The sequence below is a fragment of the Rhodococcoides fascians A44A genome, assembly GCF_000760735.1.
GTDB classification, from domain to species: Bacteria; Actinomycetota; Actinomycetes; order Mycobacteriales; family Mycobacteriaceae; genus Rhodococcoides; species Rhodococcoides fascians_E.
The window spans coordinates 498,499-524,196 of sequence record NZ_JMEX01000008.1 but is presented as its reverse complement, the minus strand read 5'-3'; the positions used below and the strand labels follow the sequence as shown (position 1 = coordinate 524,196).

26 protein-coding genes are annotated in these 25,698 nt (G+C 64.3%); 19 read left to right on the top strand and 7 right to left on the bottom strand.

Going from position 1 to position 25,698, the window contains the following annotated elements; translation table 11 throughout:
* Positions 1-244 precede the first annotated feature (244 nt).
* Genes BH95_RS14715 through BH95_RS14690 form a run of 6 tightly spaced genes read left to right on the top strand, consistent with a single transcriptional unit; the run spans position 245 to position 5,441 of the window.
* A complete protein-coding gene (locus BH95_RS14715) occupies positions 245-1,900 on the top strand; it encodes an FAD-dependent oxidoreductase (protein WP_033188686.1) in 1,656 nt (551 codons plus the stop codon).
* A complete protein-coding gene (locus tag BH95_RS14710) occupies positions 1,897-3,375 on the top strand; it encodes an ATP-binding protein (protein ID WP_037182864.1) in 1,479 nt (492 codons plus the stop codon). The genes BH95_RS14715 and BH95_RS14710 overlap by 4 nt, the downstream gene beginning before the upstream one ends.
* Positions 3,372-3,722 (top strand): UBP-type zinc finger domain-containing protein, encoded by a 351-nt coding sequence (locus tag BH95_RS14705; RefSeq protein ID WP_019666617.1) that lies wholly within the window; start codon positions 3,372-3,374, stop codon positions 3,720-3,722. The genes BH95_RS14710 and BH95_RS14705 overlap by 4 nt, the downstream gene beginning before the upstream one ends.
* 1 nt (position 3,723) lies before the next feature.
* Positions 3,724-4,143: a DUF1801 domain-containing protein gene (locus BH95_RS14700; protein WP_019666616.1), complete on the top strand. Its 420-nt coding sequence runs from the start codon at positions 3,724-3,726 to the stop codon at positions 4,141-4,143.
* Entirely contained in the window at positions 4,140-4,814 is a 675-nt protein-coding gene (locus BH95_RS14695; protein ID WP_019666615.1) for a GOLPH3/VPS74 family protein, read from the top strand. The genes BH95_RS14700 and BH95_RS14695 overlap by 4 nt, the downstream gene beginning before the upstream one ends.
* A gap of 33 nt (positions 4,815-4,847) precedes the next feature.
* Positions 4,848-5,441 carry a DJ-1/PfpI family protein gene (locus BH95_RS14690; RefSeq protein ID WP_037182862.1) on the top strand — a complete coding sequence of 198 codons (594 nt, stop codon included), beginning with the start codon at positions 4,848-4,850 and terminating at the stop codon, positions 5,439-5,441.
* Here the strand turns inward: BH95_RS14690 and BH95_RS14685 are convergent.
* A complete protein-coding gene (locus BH95_RS14685; RefSeq protein WP_230595777.1) occupies positions 5,427-5,837 on the bottom strand; it encodes a DoxX family protein in 411 nt (136 codons plus the stop codon). The two genes, BH95_RS14690 and BH95_RS14685, sit on opposite strands and share 15 nt — an antisense overlap.
* Positions 5,838-6,000: 163 nt before the next feature.
* Positions 6,001-7,869: a BCCT family transporter gene (locus BH95_RS14680; RefSeq protein ID WP_019666613.1), complete on the bottom strand. Its 1,869-nt coding sequence runs from the start codon at positions 7,867-7,869 to the stop codon at positions 6,001-6,003.
* 210 nt (positions 7,870-8,079) lie between these two features.
* On the opposite strand from BH95_RS14680, the gene BH95_RS14675 reads away from it, so the two are divergent.
* Entirely contained in the window at positions 8,080-8,955 is an 876-nt protein-coding gene (locus tag BH95_RS14675) for a DMT family transporter (RefSeq protein ID WP_037163860.1), read from the top strand.
* The gene (locus tag BH95_RS14670; protein ID WP_019666611.1) at positions 8,952-9,848 is read left to right on the top strand and encodes a serine/threonine-protein kinase; all 897 of its coding nucleotides are present in this window, start codon (positions 8,952-8,954) and stop codon (positions 9,846-9,848) included. The genes BH95_RS14675 and BH95_RS14670 overlap by 4 nt, the downstream gene beginning before the upstream one ends.
* A 12-nt stretch (positions 9,849-9,860) precedes the next feature.
* Here BH95_RS14670 and BH95_RS14665 read toward each other — a convergent pair whose 3' ends face one another.
* On the bottom strand, positions 9,861-11,348 hold the full coding sequence (locus BH95_RS14665; protein WP_019666610.1) for an amino acid permease: 1,488 nt from the start codon (positions 11,346-11,348) through the stop codon (positions 9,861-9,863).
* 432 nt (positions 11,349-11,780) lie between these two features.
* On the opposite strand from BH95_RS14665, the gene groL reads away from it, so the two are divergent.
* From groL to BH95_RS14650, 3 genes are all read left to right on the top strand, one after another.
* Positions 11,781-13,406 (top strand): chaperonin GroEL, encoded by a 1,626-nt coding sequence (groL, locus tag BH95_RS14660; RefSeq protein ID WP_026348058.1) that lies wholly within the window; start codon positions 11,781-11,783, stop codon positions 13,404-13,406.
* A 191-nt stretch (positions 13,407-13,597) separates the two neighbouring features.
* Positions 13,598-14,551, top strand: coding sequence for a non-homologous end-joining DNA ligase (gene ligD, locus BH95_RS14655; protein ID WP_037182859.1), 954 nt, complete (start codon positions 13,598-13,600; stop codon positions 14,549-14,551).
* 109 nt (positions 14,552-14,660) lie between these two features.
* Positions 14,661-15,338 (top strand): hypothetical protein, encoded by a 678-nt coding sequence (locus BH95_RS14650; protein ID WP_244164972.1) that lies wholly within the window; start codon positions 14,661-14,663, stop codon positions 15,336-15,338.
* Here BH95_RS14650 and BH95_RS14645 read toward each other — a convergent pair.
* Positions 15,335-16,030, bottom strand: coding sequence for a FadR/GntR family transcriptional regulator (locus BH95_RS14645; protein ID WP_019666605.1), 696 nt, complete (start codon positions 16,028-16,030; stop codon positions 15,335-15,337). The two genes, BH95_RS14650 and BH95_RS14645, sit on opposite strands and share 4 nt — an antisense overlap.
* A gap of 121 nt (positions 16,031-16,151) precedes the next feature.
* On the opposite strand from BH95_RS14645, the gene aspA reads away from it, so the two are divergent.
* From aspA to BH95_RS14630, 3 genes are read left to right on the top strand one after another with little or no spacing between them, the layout of a single operon-like run.
* Positions 16,152-17,591 (top strand): aspartate ammonia-lyase, encoded by a 1,440-nt coding sequence (gene aspA / locus BH95_RS14640; protein ID WP_037182855.1) that lies wholly within the window; start codon positions 16,152-16,154, stop codon positions 17,589-17,591.
* Between the two features lie 6 nt (positions 17,592-17,597).
* Positions 17,598-19,016, top strand: coding sequence for an amino acid permease (locus BH95_RS14635; protein ID WP_020112573.1), 1,419 nt, complete (start codon positions 17,598-17,600; stop codon positions 19,014-19,016).
* Positions 19,017-19,020: 4 nt separating this feature from the next.
* On the top strand, positions 19,021-19,887 hold the full coding sequence (locus tag BH95_RS14630; protein ID WP_019666602.1) for an asparaginase: 867 nt from the start codon (positions 19,021-19,023) through the stop codon (positions 19,885-19,887).
* Here BH95_RS14630 and BH95_RS14625 read toward each other — a convergent pair.
* Positions 19,859-20,686: an MOSC domain-containing protein gene (locus tag BH95_RS14625; protein ID WP_026348057.1), complete on the bottom strand. Its 828-nt coding sequence runs from the start codon at positions 20,684-20,686 to the stop codon at positions 19,859-19,861. The two genes, BH95_RS14630 and BH95_RS14625, sit on opposite strands and share 29 nt — an antisense overlap.
* Positions 20,687-20,708: 22 nt before the next feature.
* On the opposite strand from BH95_RS14625, the gene BH95_RS14620 reads away from it, so the two are divergent.
* A complete protein-coding gene (locus BH95_RS14620) occupies positions 20,709-21,281 on the top strand; it encodes an isochorismatase family protein (protein ID WP_020112571.1) in 573 nt (190 codons plus the stop codon).
* On the opposite strand, the gene BH95_RS14615 is transcribed toward BH95_RS14620, so the two are convergent.
* On the bottom strand, positions 21,278-21,880 hold the full coding sequence (locus tag BH95_RS14615) for a hypothetical protein (RefSeq protein WP_019666599.1): 603 nt from the start codon (positions 21,878-21,880) through the stop codon (positions 21,278-21,280). The genes BH95_RS14620 and BH95_RS14615 overlap by 4 nt on opposite strands.
* 48 nt (positions 21,881-21,928) lie before the next feature.
* Here BH95_RS14615 and BH95_RS14610 point away from each other — a divergent pair, with 48 nt between their 5' ends.
* Positions 21,929-23,332 (top strand): glucose-6-phosphate dehydrogenase, encoded by a 1,404-nt coding sequence (locus BH95_RS14610; RefSeq protein ID WP_019666598.1) that lies wholly within the window; start codon positions 21,929-21,931, stop codon positions 23,330-23,332.
* Between the two features lie 19 nt (positions 23,333-23,351).
* Here BH95_RS14610 and BH95_RS14605 read toward each other — a convergent pair whose 3' ends face one another.
* Positions 23,352-23,552, bottom strand: coding sequence for a PspC domain-containing protein (locus BH95_RS14605; protein WP_019666597.1), 201 nt, complete (start codon positions 23,550-23,552; stop codon positions 23,352-23,354).
* 160 nt (positions 23,553-23,712) lie between these two features.
* Here BH95_RS14605 and ppk2 point away from each other — a divergent pair, with 160 nt between their 5' ends.
* From ppk2 to BH95_RS29805, 3 genes are all read left to right on the top strand, one after another.
* Positions 23,713-24,624: a polyphosphate kinase 2 gene (ppk2, locus tag BH95_RS14600; protein WP_020112568.1), complete on the top strand. Its 912-nt coding sequence runs from the start codon at positions 23,713-23,715 to the stop codon at positions 24,622-24,624.
* Between the two features lie 489 nt (positions 24,625-25,113).
* A complete protein-coding gene (locus tag BH95_RS29810; protein WP_020112566.1) occupies positions 25,114-25,242 on the top strand; it encodes a hypothetical protein in 129 nt (42 codons plus the stop codon).
* A gap of 277 nt (positions 25,243-25,519) precedes the next feature.
* Positions 25,520-25,642, top strand: a complete 123-nt coding sequence (locus BH95_RS29805) for a hypothetical protein (RefSeq protein ID WP_254924961.1) — start codon at positions 25,520-25,522, stop codon at positions 25,640-25,642.
* Positions 25,643-25,698 lie beyond the last annotated feature (56 nt).

Below are 25,698 nucleotides of genomic sequence, written 5' to 3'. Positions count from 1 at the left end.
AACCTTCATTCGATCTTGCGTCGTCCAGGCTCGGGCGTGCCGCTGCTCGAATCGGCGCGGATGAGCGGAAGTCCAAGGAAGTGGCCGAGCGAAAAGCTCGAGCGCTTGTTGACCGCCCAGGAAATCGACCTCATCCGGCGCGGGCAGGTCTGACACCCCCTGCCGGCACCCCTGCTGGCACCAAGGCGCGGTGACGTCCGGCGCGGCATACTTGTCTTCAAGTAGCTGCCCGACCGGGAGGGTCATGAAGCCTGCAATTCTCAGCGTCGACGACGATCCGGGTGTATCCAGATCCGTCGCACGCGATCTTCGTCGCCACTACGGCGAGAACTACCGCATCATCAGGGCCGAGTCCGGTGCTCAGGCGCTCGATGCGTTGAAAGAACTGAAACTGCGCGGCCAGCCGGTCGCGATCCTGCTGGCCGATTACCGGATGCCGCAGATGAACGGCATGGAATTTCTCGAGCAGGCGATGGACCTGTATCCGGCGGCTCGCCGGGTCCTGCTGACCGCGTACGCCGACACCGACGCGGCCATCGATGCCATCAACGTCATCGACCTCGATTATTACCTCCTCAAGCCGTGGGATCCGCCGGAGGAGAAGCTCTACCCGGTGCTCGACGCTCAGCTCGAGGCGTGGGCGTCCAGCGATCACCGGCCGGTGGAGGAAACCAAGGTGATCGGCCACCGCTGGTCCGCGAGGTCGTCGGAGGTTCGGGAATTCCTGGCTCGCAATCAGCTGCCGTATCGCTGGTACATGGCCGACGACCCCGAAGGGGTGCGGCTGCTGACGTCGGCCGGTGTCGACGACACCGTGTGCCCGGTGATCGTGACTGCGGACGGCACAGCACTGTGTGCGCCGTCCGACTCGGAACTCGGCAATCATCTCGGCCTCACGACGACACCGTCCGGTGAGTTCTACGACCTGGTCGTCATCGGTGGTGGACCGGCAGGTCTGGGTGCGGCGCTGTACGGCGCGTCGGAAGGACTGCGCACGACGCTCATCGAGCGCACCGCGACGGGTGGGCAGGCAGGACAGAGTTCCCGTATCGAGAACTACCTGGGATTTCCCGACGGCGTGTCCGGTGCTCAGTTGGCCGAGCGTGCGCGTCGGCAAGCGTTGAAGTTCGGCGCCGAGGTGGTGACGACGCAGGACGTCGTCGGGCTCGAGGCCAACGGTTCGGCCCGGACGATTCGGTTCGCGGACGGTCGGAGCATCGACGCTCAGACCGTGATCCTGTCGACGGGGGTGGCGTACCGGCAGTTGGCGACGCCCGGCATCGAGAAGTTCACCGGCCGCGGAGTGTTCTACGGATCGGCGATGACGGAGGCCGCGCGCTGCGCGGAGCAGGACGTCTACATCGTCGGCGGCGCCAACTCGGCCGGTCAGGCAGCGGTGTACCTGGCCCGCGGAGCGAAGTCGGTGACAATTCTGATCCGTGGGCAGTCGCTCGAAGCATCGATGTCGTACTACCTGATCAAGCAGATCGAGGATCATCCGCGAATCACGGTACGGACGTGCACCGAGGTCGTGGGCGTCGGCGGCGACGATCACCTGGAGTCCATCACCCTGCACAACCGTGTGACGGACACCGACGAGACGGTTCCCGGGCAGTACCTGTTCCTGTTCATCGGTGCGGCACCTCGGACGGAGTGGCTCGACGGTGTCGTGGTGCGCGACGAGCACGGCTTCGTCGTCACGGGACCCGATCTGGTGGTCGACGGCAAGGGACCGACGGGATGGGATCGCGACAGGTTGCCGCACCATCTCGAGACCAGTGTCCCCGGCGTGTTCGCGGCCGGTGACGTGCGATCCGACTCGGCGAAACGCGTCGCGTCGGCTGTGGGAGAGGGAGCGATGGCCGTGATGCTGGTGCACAGATACCTGGCGAACCCGTGAGCGTGCAGAGCGACCCCGGATCGCTGCGGTGTAGTCCGGAGGAGCTGAAGACGCTGTTCCTGTTCGAGAAGTTGTCGGACGAGCAGGTGGAGAAGCTGTGCCACGAGGGGCACATCGAGATCATCGAGCCAGGGCCCGTGTTCAGCGAGGGTGAACCTGCCACGTGCTTCTACGTGCTGATGGACGGTTCGTTGGTGCTGACGAAGAACTCCAGCGGCGAGGAGATGGTGATCAGCCGGACGTCTCAGCGCGGGGTGTACGCCGGTGCGTGGCAGGCGTATCTGCGTGATCGGGTGCCGCAGACGTACCCGAGTTCGATGCGTGTGACCGAGACATCGCGGTTCTTCGTGCTCGACGCGGCGTGTTTCGCGGAGATCGTCGAGGAATGGTTTCCGATGGCGCTGCATCTGCTCGAGGGCTTGTTCGTCGGTGCGCTCAACACCAAGCAGATCGTCGACCAGCGTGAGCGACTGCTGGCGCTCGGGTCGTTGTCCGCCGGCCTGACGCACGAGCTGAACAATCCGGCCGCGGCAGCGGTACGGGCGACGGATGCGCTGCGCGATCGGGTCGCCCACATGCGCCAGAAGCTGAAGATGATCGCGAACGGTTCGCTCGACCCGGCGTCGCTGACTTCCCTCGTCGGATTGCAGGAGGAAGCCGTCGAGCTGGTCGCGAAGGCTCCCAAGCTGTCGCCGCTCGAGGCGTCGGATGCGGAGGACGAACTGGGGGACTGGTTCGACGATCACGGCATCGCGGGTGGGTGGGATCTGGCTCCGACGTTCGTGCAGGCAGGCCTCGACATCGCGTGGCTGGACAAGGTCGCGGCCACCGTCGACGAGTCCAAGACGCTCGAAGGTGCGATCCGCTGGCTCAACTACACCGTCGAGACCGAATTGCTGATGAACGAGATCGCCGATTCGACGACCCGGGTGTCGACGCTCGTCGGTGCGGCCAAACAGTATTCGCAGATGGATCGAGCGCCGTACCAGACGATCGACTTACGTGAACTGCTCGACAGCACTCTGGTGATGCTCGCACGGAAGATCGGCGACGACATTTCGGTGGTCAAGGACTACGACCCGGCAGTGCCTCCGATTCCCGCCTACGCGGCGGAACTGAATCAGGTGTGGACCAACCTCGTCGACAACGCCGTGCAGGCGATGAACGGGGCCGGAACACTGACCGTGGCAACGAGACTCGATCACGACCACGTATTGGTCGAGATCGGCGACACCGGGCCCGGAGTGCCGGAGAACATCCGTTCACGAATCTTCGAGCCCTTCTTCACCACCAAACCGGTCGGTGAGGGAACCGGCCTCGGCCTCGACATCTCGTGGCGCATCGTCGTCAAGAAGCATCACGGCGACCTACGTGTCGAATCCGAGCCGGGAAACACGCGTTTCGTCGTCAGGCTTCCCATCGAGCCGACAACCGAAGCAGAGCCCACAACCGAAGCGACAGAGGGGGAGTCATGACCGAGCCGATTCCTGGAATCGATGTCACCGCCGAGCCGTCGGGACCGGGGTGTCTCGAATGTTCGACCAGCGACGGTTGGTGGTTCCACCTTCGTCGGTGCGCGCAGTGCGGGCACGTCGGGTGTTGCGATTCGTCTCCGTCGCAGCATGCGAGCAAGCACGCCGAAAGCACCGGCCATCAGTTCATCAGAAGCTTCGAACCGGGGGAGAGCTGGTACTACAGCTACGCCGACGAGCAGATGTACGACGGGCCGGAACTTGCTCCGCCGCAGCATCATCCGCTCGATCAGTCGACGCCGGGGCCCGCGGACCGCGTGCCGTCGGGGTGGCAGAACTACCTCAACTGACATGAGCGAGAGCAAGACCGGGCCGACGGCGACGGACGTGGTCGCGTGGCTCGAGAGCGTCGAGCATCCGGTGCGCCGCGCCGACGGGTTGGCGTTGCACCGGCTGTTCACACGTGTCACCGGGGAACCTGCCGTCATGTGGGGTCCGTCGATGGTGGGTTACGGCCGGTACCACTACCGATACGACAGTGGCCGGGAAGGCGACGCACTCGCGGTCGGCTTCTCGCCCCGTAGGACCTCTCTCGTGCTGTACGGGTTGACGTACGCTCCCGAATCCCAGGCACTGCTGAACGAACTGGGCAAACACAAGCCCGGGGCCGGATGTCTGTACGTCAACAAGCTCGCCGACGTCGACTCGGCGGTGTTGGAGAAGATGATCGAGCTGTCGTATCCGTACGTGGTGGGTACGCTCGGCACATGACTCTGATCGCGGAGGATCTGTTTCTGGTTCTGGTCGACGACGTGACGGGTAAGCCGATCGTCGACAGTACGAAATTCCCGCGTGTGCTGGCGGGTGCGTTGGTGCTCGAGCTGGCCATGAACGGCGCCGTACGCATCACCGCGAAGGGTGAAGCGGTCAAGGACGGCAGGCTCGTGGTGTCGGGGCCGCCCCCGCAGGATCCGCTTCTCGCGCGGGTCCACGCGTTCATCGGAACCGAGAACAACCCGCCGAAACCGCAGAAAGTCATCGAGAAGCTCCACAAGAACCTGAAACAGGAGATCGGTCTCCGCCTGGCGCATCGAGGTGCGGTCACACAGCACGAGGACAGAATCCTCGGCCTGTTCCCGACGACGTCCTGGCCTGCCCGTGACACCACACGCACAGCATGGCTGATCCAGTGGATTCACAGCGCGATCGTCGACGGTACGACGCCGTTGCCGGAGATATCGGCTGTCGTGTCGATGTTGTCCGCGATCGACGCGGTCCACAAGGTGTTGCCTGCCGCCGACAAGCGAGCGGCGAAACGTCGAGCGAAGGACATCGCCGAGGGCGACTGGGCGGGCGAGGCCGTCCGGAAGGCAGTGCAGGATGTGAACGCCGCGCTGGCGGTGGCGATCGTCGTCCCCGCCATCGCTGCGTCCGGTAGCTGAGCACTGGGCAGCAGGTCCTGCGATGATCGTGCGATGACGCGATCTCTCGCCATTCTGATGTTCGACGACGTCGAGGTGCTCGACGCATGCGGGCCGTTCGAAGTATTCTCGGTGGCGAACCGAATCACCACGCGCGACGGGGGAGTGCGCGCGTTCGACGTGGTGCTCGTCGGAGTCGACGACGGTCCGGTGCATGCCCGCGGTGGCATGCGCATCGCGGTGGACACCACGATCGACGACACCAGGCGTTACGACGTGGTGCTCGTGCCCGGTGGTGTCGTCGACGAGGTACCTGCGGCCGCTGCGGCGTGGATCCACACGCAGTTCGGCACAACGGAAGTGACCGCGTCGGTGTGCACCGGTGCGTTTCTGCTGGCCGACGCCGGGGTGCTGGATGCACGTCCGGTGACGACGCACTGGGAAGACGTCGACGACCTCCGGCGGCGGTGGCCGAGTCTCGATGTCCGCGAGGATGTCCGGTATCTCGATCACGGCGACATCGCGACGTCCGCGGGCATCAGTGCAGGACTGGACCTGGCGCTGCACCTGGTCTCGCGACTGGTGAGTCCGGACGTCGCAACGAGCACCGCTCGGCAGATGCAGTACGAATGGTCAGACGGTCAGTAAACGCAGGACCAGTGCTGCGACAGCGACGACCGTCAGGAAGGCCGACGGTCCGATGCCTGCGGTGTCCTTGACCCGAAGGTGCGAGATCACGGCCCCGACGAAGTACAGGATGACGCCGACGGCTGCGGCCGCCCCGATGGGCCACCAGAAGAGTCCGACGATCAGGCCGACGCCGCCGGCGATTTCGAGGTAAGCGAGGACAGGAATCTTGTCCGCCGGAACGCCGACCTTCTCCATGATGGGGATGACGGACGGATTCTTGGTCAACTTGCCGACTGCGGAGAAGGTCAGTGACACGGCAAGAAAGATCGAAACGACAACGGTTGCAGCGAACATGGTGGTCAGGCCCAATCGAGTGTGTCGGCGGGATCCGATCGCGACAGGCGATCGAACCATGGGTTTTCACCGGGGTGTCCGATGTCGACGACCAGTATGGCCTTCCACCCGCCGTCTGGGAAATAGTCGGCGCGCTCACTGTCCGGGTCCACGACAACCTGTCGCCGCCGGAAGACACGAAAAAGGGGCCCGGTCGAACCGGGCCCCTTTTTCTACTTCTCGCTCAGGAATTCGACTGCGTCTGTCCCTCGTGGGAATCGGCGAATTCGGGAGTGTCGAACACTTCGCCTCCGAGCGGGTCGACGGGACCGCTGTCCGCCGAGTACTCCACTGCGCCGGTATCGGGATCGACCTCGAGCGATTCTGTCGACACTTCGTGCACGGCGAGGACGACTGCGCCGTCGGTGGGCGTGGCCACACCGATCTGCGACGGTCCGAGGCCCGAGAACGTCGACGAGATACCGGCTCCCCGACGACGTTTCTGTGTGTCCGCGTTCGTACCGGAGCTGTCGCCGTCTGCAGTGGGTGTCGCGGTGACCCGGACGTACCGCGGGGTCGTCGCGACGTCGTATCGGAACGCCTTCAACATGGACACGCACGCCAGCACGAGGATTATCGAGAACGGAACGGCCGTCGCGATGGACATCGTCTGCAGTGCCGTCAGTGACCCGGCGCCGCCGACGAGAAGCAGAATCGTCGCCGCGGTGCCTTCGAGGATCGACCAGTAGACGCGCGTGATCTTCGGCGGTTCCAGATCGCCTCCGGTAGACAGGATGTCGATGACGAGCGATCCCGAGTCCGAGGACGTGACGAAGAAGAACACGATGACGAAGATCGCGAGCAAGCTGCTGATCGTGGCCAGAGGCAAGCCGTCGAGCAGCTGGAAGAGCGAGGTGTTGGTGTTCACCGCGCCGTCGACGAGGAGATCGCCCTGCTCGCGCTGCCGAAGAATGCCTGCGTCGCCGAAGATGGTGAACCACAGCGAACCGATGATCGTCGGGGCCAGCAGAACACCGAAGACGAACTCACGGATGGTGCGTCCACGCGAGATGCGCGCGATGAACATGCCGACGAAGGGCGCCCAGCTCATCCACCAACCCCAGTAGAAGATGGTCCACGCGCCGGCCCAGCCGTCGTCGGAGAAGGGGGAGGTGCGCAGCATCAGCTCCGGCATGGCCTGGATGTACCCGCCGAGGTTCTGCACCCAGGACTGCATGAGAAACAGCGTCGGGCCTGCGATCAGCACGAAGACGGCCAACCCGGCGGCGAGTGCCATGTTGATGTTGGACAGCCACTTCAGGCCACGCTTGACGCCGGAGACCACCGAGTACGTGGCGATGCCGGTGATGCCTGCGATGAGCAGGACGGTGACCCAGTTGCTGGTGTCGACCCAGCCCAGGTACTCGAGGCCGGCCGAGATCTGCTGAACGCCGAAGCCGAGGGACGTCGCGACGCCGAACAGTGTTCCGATGATCGCGACCGCATCGATGGCATGGCCGATACCGCCTTCGATCCGCTTACGCCCCAGCAACGGCTCGAGCAGCCAACGCACCGACAACGGCCGGCCCTTGCGGTAGGTCATGTACGCCAGGCCGAGGCCGACGACCACGTAGATCGCCCACGCGTGCAGGCCCCAGTGGAACAGTGTCAGTTCCATGGCCTGATTCGCTGCGGCGTCCGTCGACCCGGCCACTCCACCGGCCTCCGGTGGAACGACGTAGTGCGACAGGGGCTCGGCGACACCGTAGAAGACGAGGCCGATGCCCATGCCCGCGCTGAACAGCATCGCGAACCAGGACAGCACCCCGAACTCGGGCTTCTCGTCGTCGCGTCCGAGTCGGATGTTTCCGACGCGGCTGACACCGCAGTACACGGCGAAGACGACGAATCCTGTCGTCGCGAGTATGTACCACCAGCCGACGCCGTCGGTGATCGCCGAATTCAGCGTCGAGAACGCGTCGGCAGCAGTGCTGGAATAGATCACGGCGAAGGCGATCATCACGAAGATGACGATGGAGGCGGGGATGAAGACGGGCTTTCGAAGCCCGTCCCACGCTTCCTTCACCGCGTTGGGCTTCTTGTCCAGATTCACGTCGAGTCTTCCGTCCTCACGATTTTCGTATCCGAATCATGGGCGGCTACCGATGCAGTCGAGACCGGGCCGACCACATGTCGTTTCTCTTACTTATGCGTTCTATTGGTCAAGTGCCGGTAAACACGATAACCGACCTGTTCGACTCGAGCGAATTCGGCGTTCGACCGAGAACTCGCTGACGTGGCGATCTGCCGTTAATGTTTCGTCGTGCCGCAAACAACGACGGTGGTGGTCCTCGCACTCGGTGCAGCGCTGTGCATCGCAGTCGGGACAGTGGTTCGGCAGCGCACGGCAGCGCAGGTCCCGGTGGAGTCCAACGGTGCATTGGGGCCCATCGGGTCGCTGGTCAAGCAGCCGATCTGGTGGGTGGGGACCGTCGTCGGGATCCTCGGCTACGCGCTCCAGGCGGCCGCGCTCGGGATGGGATCGCTGCTGCTGGTCCAGCCTCTGCTGGTGCTGTCGTTGCTGTTCGCGCTTCCGCTCGGCGCACGGTTTGCGCATCGGACGATCTCCGCCGCCGAGTGGATGTGGGCCGCAGCACTGACCGCCTCGGTGGCGATTCTCGTCGTGGTCGGGGACCCGAAGCCCGGAGTGGAGAGGGCCGAGGCTCGGCACTGGATCGTCGTCTGCCTGATCGGACTACCGTTCGTCGCGCTGTGCGTCCTTGCGTCACGTAAGGCGAGCGGTCCTCGAAAAGCATTGCTGCTCGGCATCTCCGGGGGTGCATTGTTCGGCGTCGCCGCCGTGCTGACCAAAGGCGTGGTCCACCTCGTGAGCCGCGGAGTCGTTCCTCTGTTGACCTCCGTCGAGTTGTACGCGCTGATAGCCGTGGCGGTCGCGGCGATCACCCTGCAGCAGTCCGCATTTCAAGCCGGCGCTCTGCAGGCCTCGCTTCCTGCCACCACGGTGATGGAACCGGTGGTGGCGTCGGCTCTCGGGTTCGTGGTCCTCGGCGAGTACCTCGCCACCGGAAGAGGCGGCGGTGTGGTCCTCGTGGTCGCTCTCGTCGCGATGGTCGCGGCCACTGTTGCACTCGCCCGGTCATCGGCGCGAGACGAGCCGTCGGTGTCGATCTCGCCATGACCACCGGCCGCCTGTCGCCGGGACGGACGTTCGCCGGGTACACGGTCGAGCGGCTGCTCGGGGTGGGTGGGATGAGTGAGGTCTACCTCGTCGAAGGGCGCGAGACACTCAAGATTCTCGACGAGGACGCCTCGGGAGACGAGCAGCTCCGGGCGAAATTCGTCATGGAGGCGAAGATCGCGGCGCGGCTGCACCATCCGAACATCGTGTCCGTGCACGCCCACGGTGAGTTCGGCGGTCGACTGTGGATGACGATGCACTACGTCGAGGGATACAGCGCAGCGCGGCTCGTCGCACGCGGCCAGATCGCCCTCGACGTCGACCGAGCTGCCCGCATCGTCAGCGAAGTGGCGAAAGGTCTGGACTACGCCCACACTCAGGGCGTACTGCACCGCGACGTGAAACCGTCGAACATCCTGATCAGTACCGAACCGCGTGGCGGTTTCGAGCAGGTGATGGTGTCGGACTGGGGGATCGCGCGATTCCTCGACGCCGGACCGGTGGCGCGAGGAGGGTCGGTCTTCGCGTCCATTCAGTACGCCGCACCGGAACTGCTTCGCGGTGAGCGTCTGTCCGCTCGAACCGATGTCTACGCGTTGGGCGCAACGCTCGTGGAATTGCTCACCGGCAAGCCCCCGTATCCCCTCGCGACGCCGCTCGCGATCACGGACGCTCAGCTGAACGCGTCGCCTCCGTCGGTGACCGCGCGCCGACGAGACCTACGGAAGGGTCTCGACGGCGTCGTCGCGACCGCGCTGGCCAAGAAGCCGGAAGATCGATTCGCGACGTGCACGGAACTCAGCAACGCCGTCGCCGACGCCCTTGCTGCTCCCGCTCCGGAGCCCCCGCCCCGAAAGTCGCCCTTCGGGGCCGGGTGGCGTCGGAGGTTCTGATTGTCCGGCCCGTCAGTTGTCCGGATCGTCGTCGAGTGGTCTGTTGGCGACGACGGGGTACTGCCCGGTGTAGCCGAGACGTTCCTCGGCGACGGCGAGGACCTTCGTCCGCACCAGGAACCATCCGCCGATCAGTGCCGGGATGATGACGACGAGGGTGGCGATCGTCCAGGACCCGATCGGGGCGTCGAAGGCCATCAGAACCAGCACCCCGAAGAGGAACACCAGCGTCGCGTAGCTCGTGTACGGGGCGCCGAACAGACGGAATTTCGGACGTTCGAGGATGCCCTTCTTGGACCAGCGGTAGAGCTGGATCTGGCACAGCACGATCGTCGCCCAGCTCGCGATGATGCCGAGGGCGGACATGTTCAGCACGATCTCGAAGGCCTCACCCGGGGCGATGGCGTTGAGTGCGACGCCGAACAGCGTGATGAAGCAGGTGAGCAGAATGCCGCCGAACGGAACGCCGCCCTTGGTCATCTTCTTGGTGAACTCGGGAGCGCTGCCGTTCATGGCCATCGAGCGCAGGATGCGACCCGTCGAGTAGAGGCCGGCATTCAGTGAGGACAGAGCAGCAGTGAGCACGACGATGTTCATGATCGTGCCCGCGCCGCCGAGACCGATGCTCGAGAAGAACGTCACGAAAGGCGATGTTCCTGCTGCGTATGCCGTGTAGGGGAGCAATAGCGCCAGCAGGACGAGCGAGCCGACGTAGAACAGCGCGATACGCGCGATCACCGAGTTGATCGCGCGCGGCATGATCTTCGCCGGGTTCTCGGTCTCACCGGCGGCGGTGCCGACCAGCTCGACGGCGGCGTACGCGAACACGACGCCGGAGATGACGATGACCAGCGGCCACGCGCCCGACGGGAACAGCCCGCCGTTGTCGGTGATGAGGCTGATGCCGGGCATCTCGCTGCCGACGGGGATGCGTCCGGCGAGGAAGACGATGCCGACGATCAGGAACGTCACGAGTGCGACGACCTTGATCATCGCGGCCCAGAACTCCATCTCGCCGAACCACTTCACCGAGACCAGGTTGAGGCTCATGACCAGCACGAGCGCGATCAGTGCGATGACCCACTGCGGGATCACCTCGAACGATCCCCAGTAGTGCATGTAGGTGGCGATGGCCGTCACGTCGACGATGGCCGTCATGGCCCAGTTGAGGAAGTACATCCAGCCTGCGACGAATGCGGCTTTCTCGCCGAAGAACTCACGGGCGTACGAGACGAACGATCCCGACGACGGGCGGTGCAGCACCAGTTCGCCGAGGGCGCGGAGGATGAAGAAGACGAAGATGCCGCACAGGGCGTAGGCGAGGAACAGGCCGGGGCCTGCGCTGGCGAGTCGTCCACCCGCGCCGAGGAACAGCCCGGTGCCGATGGCGCCACCGATGGCGATCATCTGGAGCTGGCGAGGTTTGAGACCCTTGTGGTAGCCCTCCTCCTCGTGGTCCATGGCGGAGTTGTCGTACTTCGTGTCGACCGAATCGGACATGTGACGATCCTTGCTGTCGATGCGTGTATGGGTGTTTTGTCCGAAATGAGCTAGTGGCGAATGTTGCTGTCTCCGAACGTTATTTCCGGATCGCATCGAGCCGAAAGGCGTGCAATGTAAACAACGCGCCTGCATGTAAACAGTGCGTGAAAGGGTGAGCATCTGCTCGAGCTTCGCCCCGGCGTCGGACTCGGCCGGTCTTCTGCGCCGTAGGCGAACACTTCGGTGACGACCTTGCACTCGCCATGGTCGAGTGCTAGAAATGCAGTTGGCACTCGCGCCTTGTGAGTGCCAGGTCGGGACGGTGAGGCTGGGAATCATCGACACCCCTGGTCGTCCGTCGCGGGCACCGAACTCGGCCGAGCAAGTGCAGAAGAGCGACTGAACACGGTCGCTCTGCGTGTCACCCCCAATCCGGAGGATCACTTCGCAATGGCCAAGATCATCGCGTTCGACGAAGAGGCACGCCGTGGCCTCGAGCGAGGCCTCAACGCCCTCGCCGACGCAGTAAAGGTGACGTTGGGCCCCAAGGGTCGCAACGTCGTGCTCGAGAAGAAGTGGGGCGCCCCCACGATCACCAACGACGGCGTCTCCATCGCCAAGGAGATCGAGCTCGAGGATCCCTACGAGAAGATCGGCGCCGAGCTCGTCAAAGAGGTCGCCAAGAAGACCGACGACGTCGCAGGCGACGGCACCACCACCGCTACCGTTCTCGCCCAGGCACTCGTTCGTGAAGGCCTGCGCAACGTCGCGGCCGGCGCGAACCCGCTCGGCCTGAAGCGCGGCATCGAGAAGGCTGTCGCAGCCGTCACCGAGTCGCTGCTCGCTTCCGCCAAGGAGATCGACACCAAGGAGCAGATCGCTGCTACCGCTGGTATCTCCGCAGGCGACCCGTCCATCGGCGAGCTCATCGCCGAGGCCATGGACAAGGTCGGCAAGGAAGGCGTCATCACGGTCGAGGAGTCCAACACCTTCGGCCTGCAGCTCGAGCTCACCGAGGGCATGCGCTTCGACAAGGGCTACATCTCGGCGTACTTCGCCACCGATGCAGAGCGCCAGGAAGCCGTCCTCGAAGACGCGTACATCCTGCTCGTCAGCTCCAAGATCTCCACGGTCAAGGACCTGCTGCCGCTGCTCGAGAAGGTCATCCAGTCGGGCAAGCCGCTCGTCATCATCGCCGAGGACGTCGAGGGCGAAGCTCTCTCCACCCTCGTCGTGAACAAGATCCGTGGCACCTTCAAGTCCGTTGCCGTCAAGGCTCCCGGCTTCGGTGACCGCCGCAAGGCTCAGCTCGCCGACATCGCCATCCTCACCGGTGGCGAGGTCATCAGCGAAGAGGTCGGCCTCTCGCTGGAGACCGCAGGCCTCGAGCTCCTCGGTCAGGCACGCAAGGTCGTCATCACCAAGGACGAGACCACCATCGTCGAGGGCTCGGGCGACTCCGACGCCATCGCCGGACGCGTCAGCCAGATCCGCGCCGAGATCGAGAACTCCGATTCCGACTACGACCGCGAGAAGCTGCAGGAGCGCCTGGCCAAGCTGGCCGGTGGCGTTGCAGTCATCAAGGCCGGAGCAGCGACCGAGGTCGAGCTCAAGGAGCGCAAGCACCGCATCGAAGATGCAGTGCGTAACGCCAAGGCTGCCGTCGAAGAGGGCATCGTCGCAGGTGGTGGCGTCGCGCTGCTGCAGGCTTCGCCCGCACTCGACAACCTGAAGCTCGACGGCGACGAGGCAACCGGCGTGAACATCGTCCGCGTCGCCCTCGAAGCACCGCTCAAGCAGATCGCGTTCAACGCAGGCCTCGAGCCCGGCGTCGTCGCAGAGAAGGTCCGCAACCTCCCGTCCGGTCACGGCCTCAACGCCTCGACCAACGAGTACGAGGACCTGCTCGCTGCAGGCATCAACGACCCGGTCAAGGTCACCCGCTCGGCACTGCAGAACGCAGCGTCCATCGCGGCTCTGTTCCTGACGACCGAGGCCGTCGTCGCCGACAAGCCCGAGAAGGCCGGAGCGCCCGCAGGCGACCCGACCGGTGGCATGGGCGGCATGGACTTCTAGTCCGTCTCTCTCGAACAGGCCCGACTCCACTTCGGTGGGGTCGGGCTTTTTCGTGCTCGCGGAGGCCCGGGTGTACATGTGCCCTGGGTGTACGTGTGCCCTGGATGCACACAAATCGGGTTCGCAGGGCCGGATGTGGCGTCGGGCGGCGGTTTGTGTGCAGTCCGGCCCTGGATGTCTAGGCTCGTGGAATGGCAGCAGCGTCGGAGGCGATCGAACTCGAGGTGGGGGAGCGCATCGTGCGTGTCTCCAACCCCGACCGGGTGTATTTCCCCGAGAGCGGGGCCACCAAGCTCGATCTGGTGAACTACTACCTCGGCGTCGGCGATGGCATCGTCCGTGCTCTACGGGAGCGGCCGTGCATGATGCATCGGTTCCCGAAGGGTCTGGCGGGCGACAAGGTTCACCAGAAGCGTGTGCCGAACGGCGCCCCGGACTGGCTCGAGACCGTGCGCGTGACGTTCCCGCGCTACAACCGAACCGCCGACGAACTGTGCGTCACCGAGCTGGCGCACGTCGTGTGGGCTGTGCAGATGTCGACGGTGGAGTTCCACCCCTGGAACTCCAGGCGCGCGGACGTGGAGATGCCCGACGAGTGGCGCATCGATCTCGATCCCATGCCGGACTGCCCGTTCGATCGGGTTCGCCGAGTCGCCGGCGTCGCCGCCGAGGTCCTCGAAGACCTGGGTGCGACGGGCTGGCCGAAAACATCTGGCGGACATGGGCTTCACATCTACGTGCGGATTGCGCCGGAGTACGGATTCAAGGATGTTCGACGCGCTGCGCTCGCGTTCGCCCGTGAGGTGGAACGCCGCGCCCCCGACGACGTGACGACGGTGTGGTGGCGCAAGGACCGCGATCCGACGAAGCTGTTCGTCGACTACAACCAGAACGCGCGGGACCACACCATTGCCAGCGCCTACTCGGTGCGAGGCAATCAGCAAGCGACGGTGTCGACGCCGATTTCCTGGAACGAGGTGCCGGACGTCGATCCGCGTGACTTCACGATCTTCACGGTGCCGGAGCGGTTCGCGAAACTCGGCGACCTGCACGACGGCATCGACGAGGCGGTGTTCTCGCTCGATCCGTTGCTGGAATGGGCGGAGCGGGACGAGCGGGAAGGGCTGACGGAACCCGAGGAGTAACCGATTCGAGTCGTCATCGTTATCCGTGATCGGTTAATGGCTTCGTAAAGCAGACCGATAGGACGGGTAGACGAGACGGCGCCCGGTTGTCTTGGGACGAGGAGTGTTCATGATCGCCGCACGGTCTGCCGTCGTCGTTGCCGCTGTGGCTGCTGTTCTGGCCGTGAGCGGCTGCAGTAGCGAGGAGCCGGATGGCGCTGCAGCGTCGGAAACGACGAGCGTAGCGCCCCAGTCGACGTCGGAACAGCCGACGTCCGACCAGCCGACGTCCGATCAGCCGCCGTCCGGACCTGCGCAGCCCGAGCAGGAGATCGTCATCGTTCCCACGGCGCCTGCCCCGGAGGAAGCGTCGGATCTGTTCCCGTGGAATCAGCCCCGACCGAGCCTGGATTCCGGCAATGTCGACCCGGCACTGTTCGCGACCGATCTCGGCCGGTACAACTTCACCACCCCGTCGGGAAATATTCAGTGCGGGATCTGGGCCGGGGGATCACCCGCAGGCCAGGTCGGTTGTCAGGCCAAGACGAGTGTCGCGCCGTTCGAAGGCCGCACATGCACCAATGCCGAGAACGACAAGTACGCAGTGCGAGTGAACGACGGCGGGACGCAACACATCTGCACGACGCAAGGGATCTACACGGCCGACGAACCTCGAGTGCTCGAGTACGGTCAGGTGTTGTCCGCGGTCGGTGTGGTGTGCGAGTCCGACGAGATGTTCGGCATCACGTGCTGGGGAACCGAGGGCGCGTTCATGTTCGCGCGTGACTGGAACGAGAGCTGGAGCTAACGGCGGAGCGATTCCACGGCGCCCCGGACGGCGTCGAGGTGCGCGGCCATGGCTTCGGCGGCTTCCTCGTAGCTGCCGGATCGGATGCCCTCGACGATGAGGTCGTGCTCGACGTTGGATTTCTGCTGGCGTCGGGCGACGAGGTTGAGGGTCTCGGACTGACGGGTGAGCGCGCCGCGGATGTCGACGATGATCGCTTCGAAGACGCGGTTCTTGCTGGCTCGGGCGATGGCGGTGTGGAATTGGCCGTCGAGCAGTACCCAGGCGTGGTGGTCGTCCTCGCTTCGCATTTCGTCGGTGAGCCCTTCGAGGACGGCCAGGTCTTCGTCGGTGCGGCGCTCGGCTGCCCAGCCAGCCGACGGGATTTCGACGTGGGGGCGGGCTTCCATCAGTTCGCGGGCGTCGTAGTTGCCGATGTCGAGATCGCCGGTGACGCGATCTCGGGTGACGAAAGTGCCTCGACCCGTTTTGGTTTCGGTGAGTCCGAGTGCATTGCACGATCGAAGTGCCTCGCGGATCACGGATCGGCTGACGGCGTATCGGGTGGCCAGTGCGCTCTCGGCGGGGAGTCGTTCGCCGATGGCGATGTGGCCGGCGACGATTGCGTCGCGGATGTCGGCGAAGACGGCTTCTGCCGCGCTCAGTCTCGTTGCGGTCGGCTGACTGACCGCCCAGCTGTCCGACAGGTTCATGTCTGAATAGTCCTCTTCCTGCGGCGGGCGAGTCAAGGTGACGGTTGACGGGCGGACGTGTCTTGGTTCACACTTTAACCTGTCAGACAGCCGGACAGCCGGACATCAGAAGGAGCAGGACGTGGTGGAGACTCGAATCGAGAAGGACCTTCTCGGTGAACGCGAGATACCCGCGGAGGCGTACTGGGGCATACACACCCTGCGCGCCCTGGAGAACTTCCCCATCACGGGCCGTTCGATCGGTACCAACGCTCATCTGATCCGCGGCCTGGCCGCCGTGAAGTGGGCCGCGGCCTCTGCCAACGAGGATCTGGGGATTCTCGACGCCACCCGAAGCGACGCGATCCGTCGGGCATGCGACGAGATTCTGGGCGGGCAGTGGCACGACGAGTTCGTCGTGGATGTCGTTCAGGGCGGCGCGGGCACCTCGACCAACATGAACGCCAACGAGGTGATCGCCAACCGTGCGCTCGAGATCCTCGGTCATGCGCACGGTGACTACAGCCACCTGCACCCCAACGAGCACGTCAACGCAAGTCAGTCCACCAACGACGTGTACCCGACGGCCGTGAACATCGCGACGATCTACGCGGCGCACGAGCTGATCGAGTCCATGAAATTCCTGCGCGACGCGTTCCGCCGCAAGGCATCCGAGTTCGCCACCGTCGTGAAGATGGGACGTACGCAGTTGCAGGACGCGGTGCCGATGACTCTCGGTCAGGAGTTCGGAACGTACGCGATCATGATCGACGAGGACTGCTCGCGGCTGGAGGAAGCCGCGCTGCTGGTGCACGAGATCAATCTCGGTGCAACGGCCATCGGTACCGGTCTCAACGCGCCCGACGGATACACCGCGGCTGCGTGCGAGCATCTGCGCACCAAGACAGGACTTCCGCTGGTCACGGCGACCGATCTGATCGAGGCGACGCAGGACGTGGGTCAGTTCGTGCACCTGTCGGGTGTGCTCAAGCGGATCGCGGTGAAGCTGTCCAAGATCTGCAACGACCTGCGGCTGCTGTCCTCGGGTCCTCGGGCCGGCCTGAACGAGATCAATCTGCCTCCGATGCAGGCGGGTTCGTCGATCATGCCGGGCAAGGTCAACCCGGTGATTCCCGAGGTGCTCAACCAAGTGGCCTACGAGGTGATCGGCCACGACGTCACCATCACCATGGCCGCCGAGGCAGGGCAACTGCAGCTCAACGCCTTCGAACCGATCATCGTGAAGTCGCTGTCCGAAGGCATGGCCCATCTCGGCGCAGCCTGCCGTACCGTCGCGACCCGATGCGTGGACGGCATCACCGCCAACGCCGATCTGCTGCGCGCGCGTGTGGAGAACTCCATCGGTCTCGTCACCGCGCTGAGCCCGTACCTCGGTTACGCCGAGTCCACGACGATCGCCCAGGAGGCGTTGGTCAGTGGCCGCAATGTCGTCGACCTCGTGCTCGAGAAGAAGCTACTGGCCCGTGAAGAACTGGATCGTCTGCTCAGCCCGCAACATCTCGCCAATCTCCGCGTCGCGCCTGCACCGCACGCCGATGCCCCCGAAACTTCGACAAGGTAGCCGCACATGACAGTCGACACTCGACATTCGGAAGACCTCGGATACCGTAAAGCTCTGGTACCGAGACAGATTCAGATGATCGCCATCGGAGGTGCAATCGGAACCGGCCTCTTCATGGGCGCAGGCGGACGGTTGCACGACTCCGGTCCGGCCCTGGTGCTCGTCTATGCCCTCTGCGGATTCTTCGCTTTCCTGATCCTCCGCGCGCTCGGCGAACTGGTGATGCACCGACCGTCGTCGGGAAGCTTCGTGTCCTACGCACGCGAATTCTTCGGGGAGAAGATGGCGTTCGCGGCCGGCTGGCTGTACTGGATGAACTGGGCCATGACGGCCGTGGTCGACGTGACAGCGGTTGCGCTGTACATGAATTTCTTCAAGAAGTACTGGGCGCCACTCGGAGATGTGGATCAGTGGGTCTTCGCGCTGATCGGCCTGGTTCTCGTACTCGGTCTGAATCTGGTGTCGGTCAAGGTCTTCGGAGAGCTCGAGTTCTGGTTCGCGCTCATCAAGGTTCTCGCCTTGGTCACCTTCCTGGTCGTCGGCGTGTACTACGTCATCTTCGGAACTCCCATCGACGGTCAGGCTCCCGGCTTGTCGGTCATCACCGACAACGGCGGACTGATCCCCAACGGGCTGCTGCCCGCGATCGTCGTGGTGCAGGGCGTCGTGTTCGCGTATGCGTCGATCGAGCTCGTCGGCACCGCGGCGGGAGAGACCGCGAACCCGGAGAAGGTCATACCCAAGGCGATCAACACGGTGATCGTTCGGATCCTGGTGTTCTACGTGGGTTCGGTGCTACTGCTGTCGCTTCTGTTGCCGTACAGCGCATATCACGCCGGGGAAAGTCCGTTCGTCACGTTCTTCGGCGCGATCGACGTGCAAGGCGCCGACGCCATCATGAACCTCGTGGTGCTCACCGCAGCACTGTCCTCGCTGAACGCCGGGCTGTATTCGACGGGCCGCATCCTCCACTCGATGGCCGTCGCCGGATCCGCACCGAAGTTCGCGGCTCGGATGAACAAGGCCGGAGTTCCCTACGGCGGAATCGCTCTGACAGCGTTGGTGGCGCTCGCCGGCGTCGGACTCAACGCTGCAGTACCGGCACAGGCGTTCGAGATCGTGTTGAACTTCGCGGCCCTCGGTATCATCAGCGCATGGGCGGTGATCATTCTGTGTCAACTGAAGCTGTGGTCGCGCTCTCGCTCGGGAGACCTCGCCCGGCCGAAGTTCCGGATGTTCGGCGCTCCCTACACCGGTATCGCGACGTTGGTCTTCCTCCTCGCCGTGTTGATTCTGATGGCGTTCGACAAGCCGGTCGGTACCTGGACCATCGCGTCGATCCTGATCATCGCACCGTTGCTCGTCGGCGGATGGTTCCTGTGCCGCAACCGGATTGCCGCAGTGGCCGAAGAACGAGAGGGATGACGGCTTGTCCCACATTGCCCTGCTGACAACAGGCGGAACCATCGGGAGCAGCCGCGACGAGGACGGCATCTCGAGGCCCGGCTCCGTGGGTTTCGACCTGCCGGGCGAAGTACGGGTCCGCACCCTGATGTCCAAGGACAGCTCGGCGTTCGACTTCGCGGACCTGGACCGCATCGTCGACGCCGTGTTCGACGAGCTCGACGACCCGGCCTGCCTGGGTGTGGTGGTGCTGCACGGCACGGACACGATGGAAGAATCCTCGCTGTTGGTGGATCTGTTCCACGGTGACCCGAGGCCCGTGGTGTTCACCGGTGCACAGCGCACGTCCGACCACGCGGACGCGGACGGTCCGGGCAACGTCGCCGCGGCCGTCGACGCCGTTCTCGACGAGGCGAACCGTGGCCGCGGTGTACTCGTCGTGTTCGGTGGACGGACGCTGCCTGCGCGGGGACTGTCCAAGTGGCACACAACGGAACTCGACGCATTCGTCAGCTCCGGTGAGCCGCGCGATGTCGTGCCTCGGACTCCGATCTCCGGTGTCCGCGTGGACATCGTGGCGCTGTACCCCGGCGCCGACGCGGTGGCCATCGACGCCTTCGTCTCCGCGGGCGCCCAGGGCATCGTGCTCGAGGCCACCGGGTCCGGGAACACCAATCCGTCCGTCGTGGCGGCGGTGAAGAGCGCGGGTGTACCGGTCGTCGTCACCACTCGCGTGCCCGTCGGGACCATCGAGCCCACGTACGGCGGTGGCGGCGGCGGAGCGGATCTCGTGGACGCCGGGGCCGTGTTCTCGCCGTTGCTACGCGCAGGCCAGGCGCGGGTGGTGCTTGCGGTACAGATCGCTACAGCTCCGACTCGCCCCAGGTCGTGACGTTCACGGTGTCTCCGACGGACAGTGTGCCGCCGTCGACCACGCTGAATTTCGCGCCGAAGGCAACGCCCTTCTGCCTTGCCTTGCGGTACGTGCCGAGGGTTTTCAGTGGTTCGCGTCCGTCTCGCACTCCGCGCGCCTGGTCGACGGTGGTGACGGGGCAGCGGATCGCGAGTTTGGTGTAGGCGAGCTCTGTCTCTCCGATCGAGATGTCGCGGACAAGATCTTCGGTGTGGGGGTCGTCCCAGCCGGTGACGACGATGTTCGGCCGGAATCGATTCATCGGAAGCGGCGCGTCCATCCGGGTGTTCAATCCGTCCAGGGTGGACTCCGAGAGGATGTGAACGGCGGAGCTGTCCGCGAATGCCGCTGTCCCTGGGGTGATTCCGTCGGTGACGCGGTGAAAGTCGGAGGGGACGGCAACCAGCCGCGACGCCTCGCCGACGACGTCGCTCAACCACGACGCGACGTCGTCGCCCTGATCGATGCCGAGGAACGGCGCACGGAACATGGTGACGTCGATCGGCTGTGACCGTCGATCGATCGTGCAGGTGACCGACCCGAATTCTTCGTGCGTGAGCGTCAGTTGGTCGCCGTCGATCGACGGCGTCACCACGGCGAGGACGGGGTCGCTGCGTTGGCTGCGGAACGAGAAGTCGTCGTCGACGATCATGAATTCTCGATCGTGGTCGATCCCGCGAACCGTCATTCGTGCGGTGTCGAGTGACTGCCCGGCACAACCCTTGACCGGGTAGCAGACCAACTCGGACACTGTGGCACTCCGACCTGTGGCACTCACACCGGCGAGGATACTGGGGGCCATGACACGTGCATTGTTGGTAGTCGATGTTCAGAACGATTTCACCGAAGGCGGTGCTCTGGGAGTCGTGGGCGGTGCCGATGTCGCGCGTCGGATCAGCGGGCTTCTCGCGCGGCAGGGCGACGCGTACGACGTCATCGTCGCATCGCGGGACTGGCACGACGCGGACAGTGACAACGGCGGCCACTTCGCCACCGACGAGCAGCCCGACTTCGTGACGACGTGGCCGGTGCACTGTGTTGCGGGCACCGCCGGCGCCGCGTATCACCCGGAGTTCGCGACGGACTCGGTCGACGTGCATGTTCTGAAGGGGCAGGGTGAGCCGTCCTACTCCGCGTTCGAGGGCAGCACCGAGGACGGCACTGCGCTGCGGGACGTGCTGGATGCCAACGAGGTCACCGACATCGACGTCGTCGGGATCGCGACCGACTACTGCGTGCGGGCATCCGCCCTGGACGCGATCCACCATGGATTGGCTGTTCGGATTCTGACCGAGTTCGTTGCAGGGGTCGCGCCGGAGTCCTCCGAGACCGCCCTGAAAGAACTGTCCGACGCCGGTGCCGTGCTGGCCTAGGGCGTGTCGATGGTCGTCGTGATCGAGGTGACCGACGGTGCCGCCGGGGTACTGCCGAACCCGAAGGTGACCGGGGGCGTGACGGGTGTGAGGTGGCCGAGGTCTTCGCCGCGCCAGGATGCGGTGGCGCTGAGAATTCGGTGTTGGTGCTTCGCGCCGTAGTACTCGCGCCTGTCGTTCCCTGCACTGCCGCGGGTGCGTACACCTCGGAGGACCACCCGTGCGATGGGATCGGAGATGCGGCAGAACCACGGTGCCGTGGAGATCGTGGACGGGACCATCGCGAGGAGGGTGCCGAGTGCGGTGGAGCGTCCCGTTCTCAGAGTGAGTCGAAGGTCGTCGGTGTTCACGCTCACCGTGTCGCCGACTCGTGTGAAGCCGACCGGGGTCATTGATACGTCGTCGAACGTGTATGTCGCGGTGACGAATTCGCGCACATCTTCGTCCGGTGCGAGCAGAAGGCGGTGGCCGCCGGAGAACTGGATCATGACGTCGGTGAATTCTCCGAGCGGAGATCGGGTCCAGTGCCCGACGACGATGCGTACGCCCGACGAGGTACCTACTCCGAATATCTCACCGTGAAACCGTGATCTTCCCATCACACCGACTGTAACCCTGCGGCGTTGTTCTGGGTGCATGATGGATTCATGGCGTCCACGCGTTCCGATTCGCAGCAACCCACGATCTTCGTCCTGTTCGGTGCGACAGGCGACCTTGCCAAGCGCATGGTTCTGCCGTCGTTCCATCAACTCCATGTCGAAGGACTGCTCCCGGAGGAGTGGCTTCTCGTCGGCAACGGCAGGCACGACACGTCCGACGACGAGTTCCGGGATCACGTGCGCAGTGCGCTCGAGGAGTTCGGCTCCGGGGCGGACGACTGGGATTCGTTCTCCGAGCGAATCCGGTTCGCAGGCAACGGGTTCACCGTGGACGATCCGGGAGATCTTGTCGACGTCGTCGCGAAGGCTCGTGAGGACATCGGCGACGCGCAGCTGGTGCACTACATCGCACTGCCGCCGAGCACGTTCGAGGACTACACGGCCGCGCTGGGTGCGCACGGCCTCGCCGACGGCGCACGGGTGGTGTACGAGAAGCCGTTCGGCACGTCGCAGAAGGCATTCGAGCAGCTCGACAAGGCCGTGCACGACGTATTGGACGAGAAGCAGATCTACCGGATCGATCACTTCCTGGGCAAGGAAGCGACGCAGAACTTGCACGTGCTGAGATTCGCGAACGGCATGATCGACGGGATCTGGAACTCCGAGCACGTCGAGCAGGTTCAGATCGACGTACCGGAGACGCTGAACATCGACGACCGCGCCGAGTTCTACGACAGCACCGGTGCCGTGTTGGACATGCTGGTGACGCACTTGTTCCAGGTTGCTGCGGAGGTCGCGATGGAGCCCCCCGCGACGCTCGACGCGGAGGACCTGCAGTCCGCGCGTGAATCCGTCATCGGGTGTTTCAGGCCGATCGACACGTCCGAGGTGGTTCTCGGCCAGTACGACGGGTACCGCGACGTGGAGGGCGTGGCCGAGGATTCCGTCGTGGACACGTTCGTCGCCGCGACGCTGTGGGTGGACACCGACCGATGGCGCGGTGTCCCGTTCCTGCTCCGCACCGGAAAGATGCTCGGGGTCGGGGCCCAGCGTGTGTCGCTGGTGTTCAGGACTCCGGCGAACAGCCCGCTGAAAGATCTTCCCCGCGACGGTGCGGTGTTGTCCTTCGACCTGTCCGGCAACGGCGCGATCGACGTCGCGATGACGGTGAAGGAGCCGGGCCCGGACTTCGACCTGTCCGTCGGCCACCTGTCCCTGCCGCTGCCGTCGGTGCCTGATGCCGAACCGTTGTCCCCCTACTCACGTCTGATCCTCGACGTGCTGAACGGAGACCGGTCGCTGTTCACCCGGCCCGACGGCTTGGCTCACGTGTGGGAGGTCGCGGCGCCGCTGCTGAACGATCCTCCCGAGGTCAAGTCGTACGCACCGGGCTCGATGGGGCCTGACGAGGCCGACGAACTCGCCGCGCCGTGCGGCTGGCTGGTGCACTGACCTCGGTACCGGTGAGGGGTCAGCGCTGGGGCATCAGCATCCACGCTGCGAGGTACACGAGGGCGACGGTGCCGGCGGAGACGAACGCACCGATGACGGTGAGTACTCGGACGAGGTTCGGGTCGATCTCGAAGTATTCGGCGACACCGCCGCACACACCGGCGATCATCTTCTGCGAGTCGGAGCGAACGAATTCCTTGGGGGCGTTGGTGTAAGTCATGACACGAAGTCTGCGCGACGTCAGGGCCCCGGCGCATCGGGAACAACCCCCATCTCGACCCTGATTCGTAGCGCATGCCCGCCGTTCTCGGGGTGAACCGCGTCTGTCGTTCACCGAAGTGTCACCGGTTCGTTTCCGTATCCGGCTAGCTTCTGCGGTCATGACGCAAGATTTCAGCCTCCTCGGCGACCTGGCCACGGCGGTCGACCTGACGGACACCTCCGGGTTCGTCGTGGACGACAACGACGACGACGATCCCGTTCTCCTGACCGTCCCCGACGGTCGGATCGTCGACACCTGGCGTGAGGACTACCCGTACTCGGAGCGGATGACGCGGGCCGAGTACGACCTCCAGAAGCGGTTGTTGCAGATCGAGCTGCTGAAGCTGCAGATGTGGATCAAGGACACCGGCCAGCGTCACGTCATCGTCTTCGAGGGACGCGACGCCGCGGGCAAGGGCGGCACCATCAAGCGATTCATGGAGCACATGAATCCCCGAGGCGCACGCGTCGTCGCGCTGGAGAAGCCGTCGATTCGGGAGTCCACGGAGTGGTACTTCCAGAGGTACATTCAGCATCTGCCTGCCGCGGGCGAGATCGTGATGTTCGACCGGTCCTGGTACAACCGTGCAGGCGTCGAGCGCGTCATGGGCTTCTGCACCGAGGACCAGCACGCTCGATTCGTCCGTCAGGCACCGCTGTTCGAGCAGATGCTCGTCGACGACGGGGTCAGTCTCACCAAGTTCTGGTTCTCTGTGTCGCAGCTCGAGCAGCGCACTCGGTTCGCCATCCGTCAGGTCGATCCCGTTCGCCAGTGGAAGCTCTCGCCGATGGATCTCGCGTCGTTGGACAAATGGGATGCGTACACCGCTGCGAAGGAAGAGAACTTCAGGGCCACCGACACCGACGTCGCACCGTGGACCGTCGTCAAGAGCAACGACAAGAAGCGCGCTCGGATCAACGCGATGCGGTTCATCCTCAACAAATACGACTACGCCAACAAGGATCCCGAAATCGTCGGCGAAACCGACCCCTTGCTCGTCGGCCGGGCTCGCGACGTGATCGGCGAGTGAAAGCGCCAGGTCAAACAAGTAATCGAGCTGTTACGGTGCCGAGGCGTTACCAAGTTTGTTTCTGGATTTAACGGGGTCGGAGCCGAGACCGCCCGTTAATGCGGTAAAAACGTACATGGGTCGTGATCGATCGGCTCGTTTCCAAATTCAAGGAGATCTCATGGGTTCTGCAGCAGGCTTCATCGGTGACATCGTCAGCGGCGTGTACGACGGCATCGTCGACGCCATCGTCGATCAGATCGTCGGCGTTCTGACCTCGGGCAGCGCAGCCTGATCGGTTGAATCACACGCGGTGTCGGGGGCCGCGGTGATTCGATAGTTATCAGTGAAAACAAGATTCCTGTTTACTGTCGATTTGAATGCATTCGGTTTTTTATCGTTGCGGCTGTAGCCAATTCGATATTCGGTTGGTAGGAATGTATTCGGAAGTGATCGTTTCGTAACTTTCACATTCCGAGTACCTGACCTCGAATCGAAGGAGCTCAAAGGATGTCCATCAAGCCGTCGAACAAGATCGAACTTTCCGAACTTCTCGGCCTCCTGGCCCTCCTCTCCACGGGCAGCTCGGACAGCGGATCGAGCGAGGCAACCATTCCTGGCACGCCTCCCGTCAGCTGATCCACCGACCGCACACCGCGGTCCACGCGAACCTCGACGTCAGCCCGAACCGTGACCCGGTTCGGGCTGACGTCTTTTTCGGCCTTCCCGGCCTCGCCTTCCGTGCATAAAAGTCCTGATGAAGGTTTCGAGTGTCGTTCGAATTATTTGATCCGGTAAACATTCATTCGAACGACGCAATTGCGATCTCTTCGCTTTCCTCACGGCCATCCTGGTTGATAGAACTTTCCTCAGCCCGCCCATTCGTGGCATGGCCTTCCCCCTCAAGGAGATCCTCATGCTTGCTGCACTTCTTTCCCTCCTCGCCACCGGTAGCGCCGGAAGCTCCGAAGGCGCCGACACCGACGGTGGGCTGCTCACGGTGATCGGTGGACTGCTCGGAGGACTGCTGGGCGGCTGACCCACGCGTCGAGGTACACGAACAGCCGGCTCGCGTCACGCGAGCCGGCTGTTCGA

Bases quoted from the DNA above. Each gene is read 5' to 3' on its own strand.
- BH95_RS14715 (WP_033188686.1), top strand. From the start codon at position 245: ATGAAGCCTGCAATTCTCAGCGTCGACGACGATCCGGGTGTATCCAGA.
- BH95_RS14705 (WP_019666617.1), top strand. From the start codon at position 3,372: ATGACCGAGCCGATTCCTGGAATCGATGTCACCGCCGAGCCGTCGGGA.
- BH95_RS14700 (WP_019666616.1), top strand. From the start codon at position 3,724: ATGAGCGAGAGCAAGACCGGGCCGACGGCGACGGACGTGGTCGCGTGG.
- BH95_RS14695 (WP_019666615.1), top strand. From the start codon at position 4,140: ATGACTCTGATCGCGGAGGATCTGTTTCTGGTTCTGGTCGACGACGTG.
- BH95_RS14690 (WP_037182862.1), top strand. From the start codon at position 4,848: ATGACGCGATCTCTCGCCATTCTGATGTTCGACGACGTCGAGGTGCTC.
- BH95_RS14685 (WP_230595777.1), bottom strand. From the start codon at position 5,837: ATGGTTCGATCGCCTGTCGCGATCGGATCCCGCCGACACACTCGATTG.
- BH95_RS14670 (WP_019666611.1), top strand. From the start codon at position 8,952: ATGACCACCGGCCGCCTGTCGCCGGGACGGACGTTCGCCGGGTACACG.
- BH95_RS14665 (WP_019666610.1), bottom strand. From the start codon at position 11,348: ATGTCCGATTCGGTCGACACGAAGTACGACAACTCCGCCATGGACCAC.
- groL (WP_026348058.1), top strand. From the start codon at position 11,781: ATGGCCAAGATCATCGCGTTCGACGAAGAGGCACGCCGTGGCCTCGAG.
- ligD (WP_037182859.1), top strand. From the start codon at position 13,598: ATGGCAGCAGCGTCGGAGGCGATCGAACTCGAGGTGGGGGAGCGCATC.
- BH95_RS14650 (WP_244164972.1), top strand. From the start codon at position 14,661: ATGATCGCCGCACGGTCTGCCGTCGTCGTTGCCGCTGTGGCTGCTGTT.
- BH95_RS14645 (WP_019666605.1), bottom strand. From the start codon at position 16,030: ATGAACCTGTCGGACAGCTGGGCGGTCAGTCAGCCGACCGCAACGAGA.
- BH95_RS14635 (WP_020112573.1), top strand. From the start codon at position 17,598: ATGACAGTCGACACTCGACATTCGGAAGACCTCGGATACCGTAAAGCT.
- BH95_RS14620 (WP_020112571.1), top strand. From the start codon at position 20,709: ATGACACGTGCATTGTTGGTAGTCGATGTTCAGAACGATTTCACCGAA.
- BH95_RS14615 (WP_019666599.1), bottom strand. From the start codon at position 21,880: ATGGGAAGATCACGGTTTCACGGTGAGATATTCGGAGTAGGTACCTCG.
- BH95_RS14610 (WP_019666598.1), top strand. From the start codon at position 21,929: ATGGCGTCCACGCGTTCCGATTCGCAGCAACCCACGATCTTCGTCCTG.
- BH95_RS14605 (WP_019666597.1), bottom strand. From the start codon at position 23,552: ATGACTTACACCAACGCCCCCAAGGAATTCGTTCGCTCCGACTCGCAG.
- ppk2 (WP_020112568.1), top strand. From the start codon at position 23,713: ATGACGCAAGATTTCAGCCTCCTCGGCGACCTGGCCACGGCGGTCGAC.
- BH95_RS29810 (WP_020112566.1), top strand. From the start codon at position 25,114: ATGTCCATCAAGCCGTCGAACAAGATCGAACTTTCCGAACTTCTCGGC.
- BH95_RS29805 (WP_254924961.1), top strand. From the start codon at position 25,520: ATGCTTGCTGCACTTCTTTCCCTCCTCGCCACCGGTAGCGCCGGAAGC.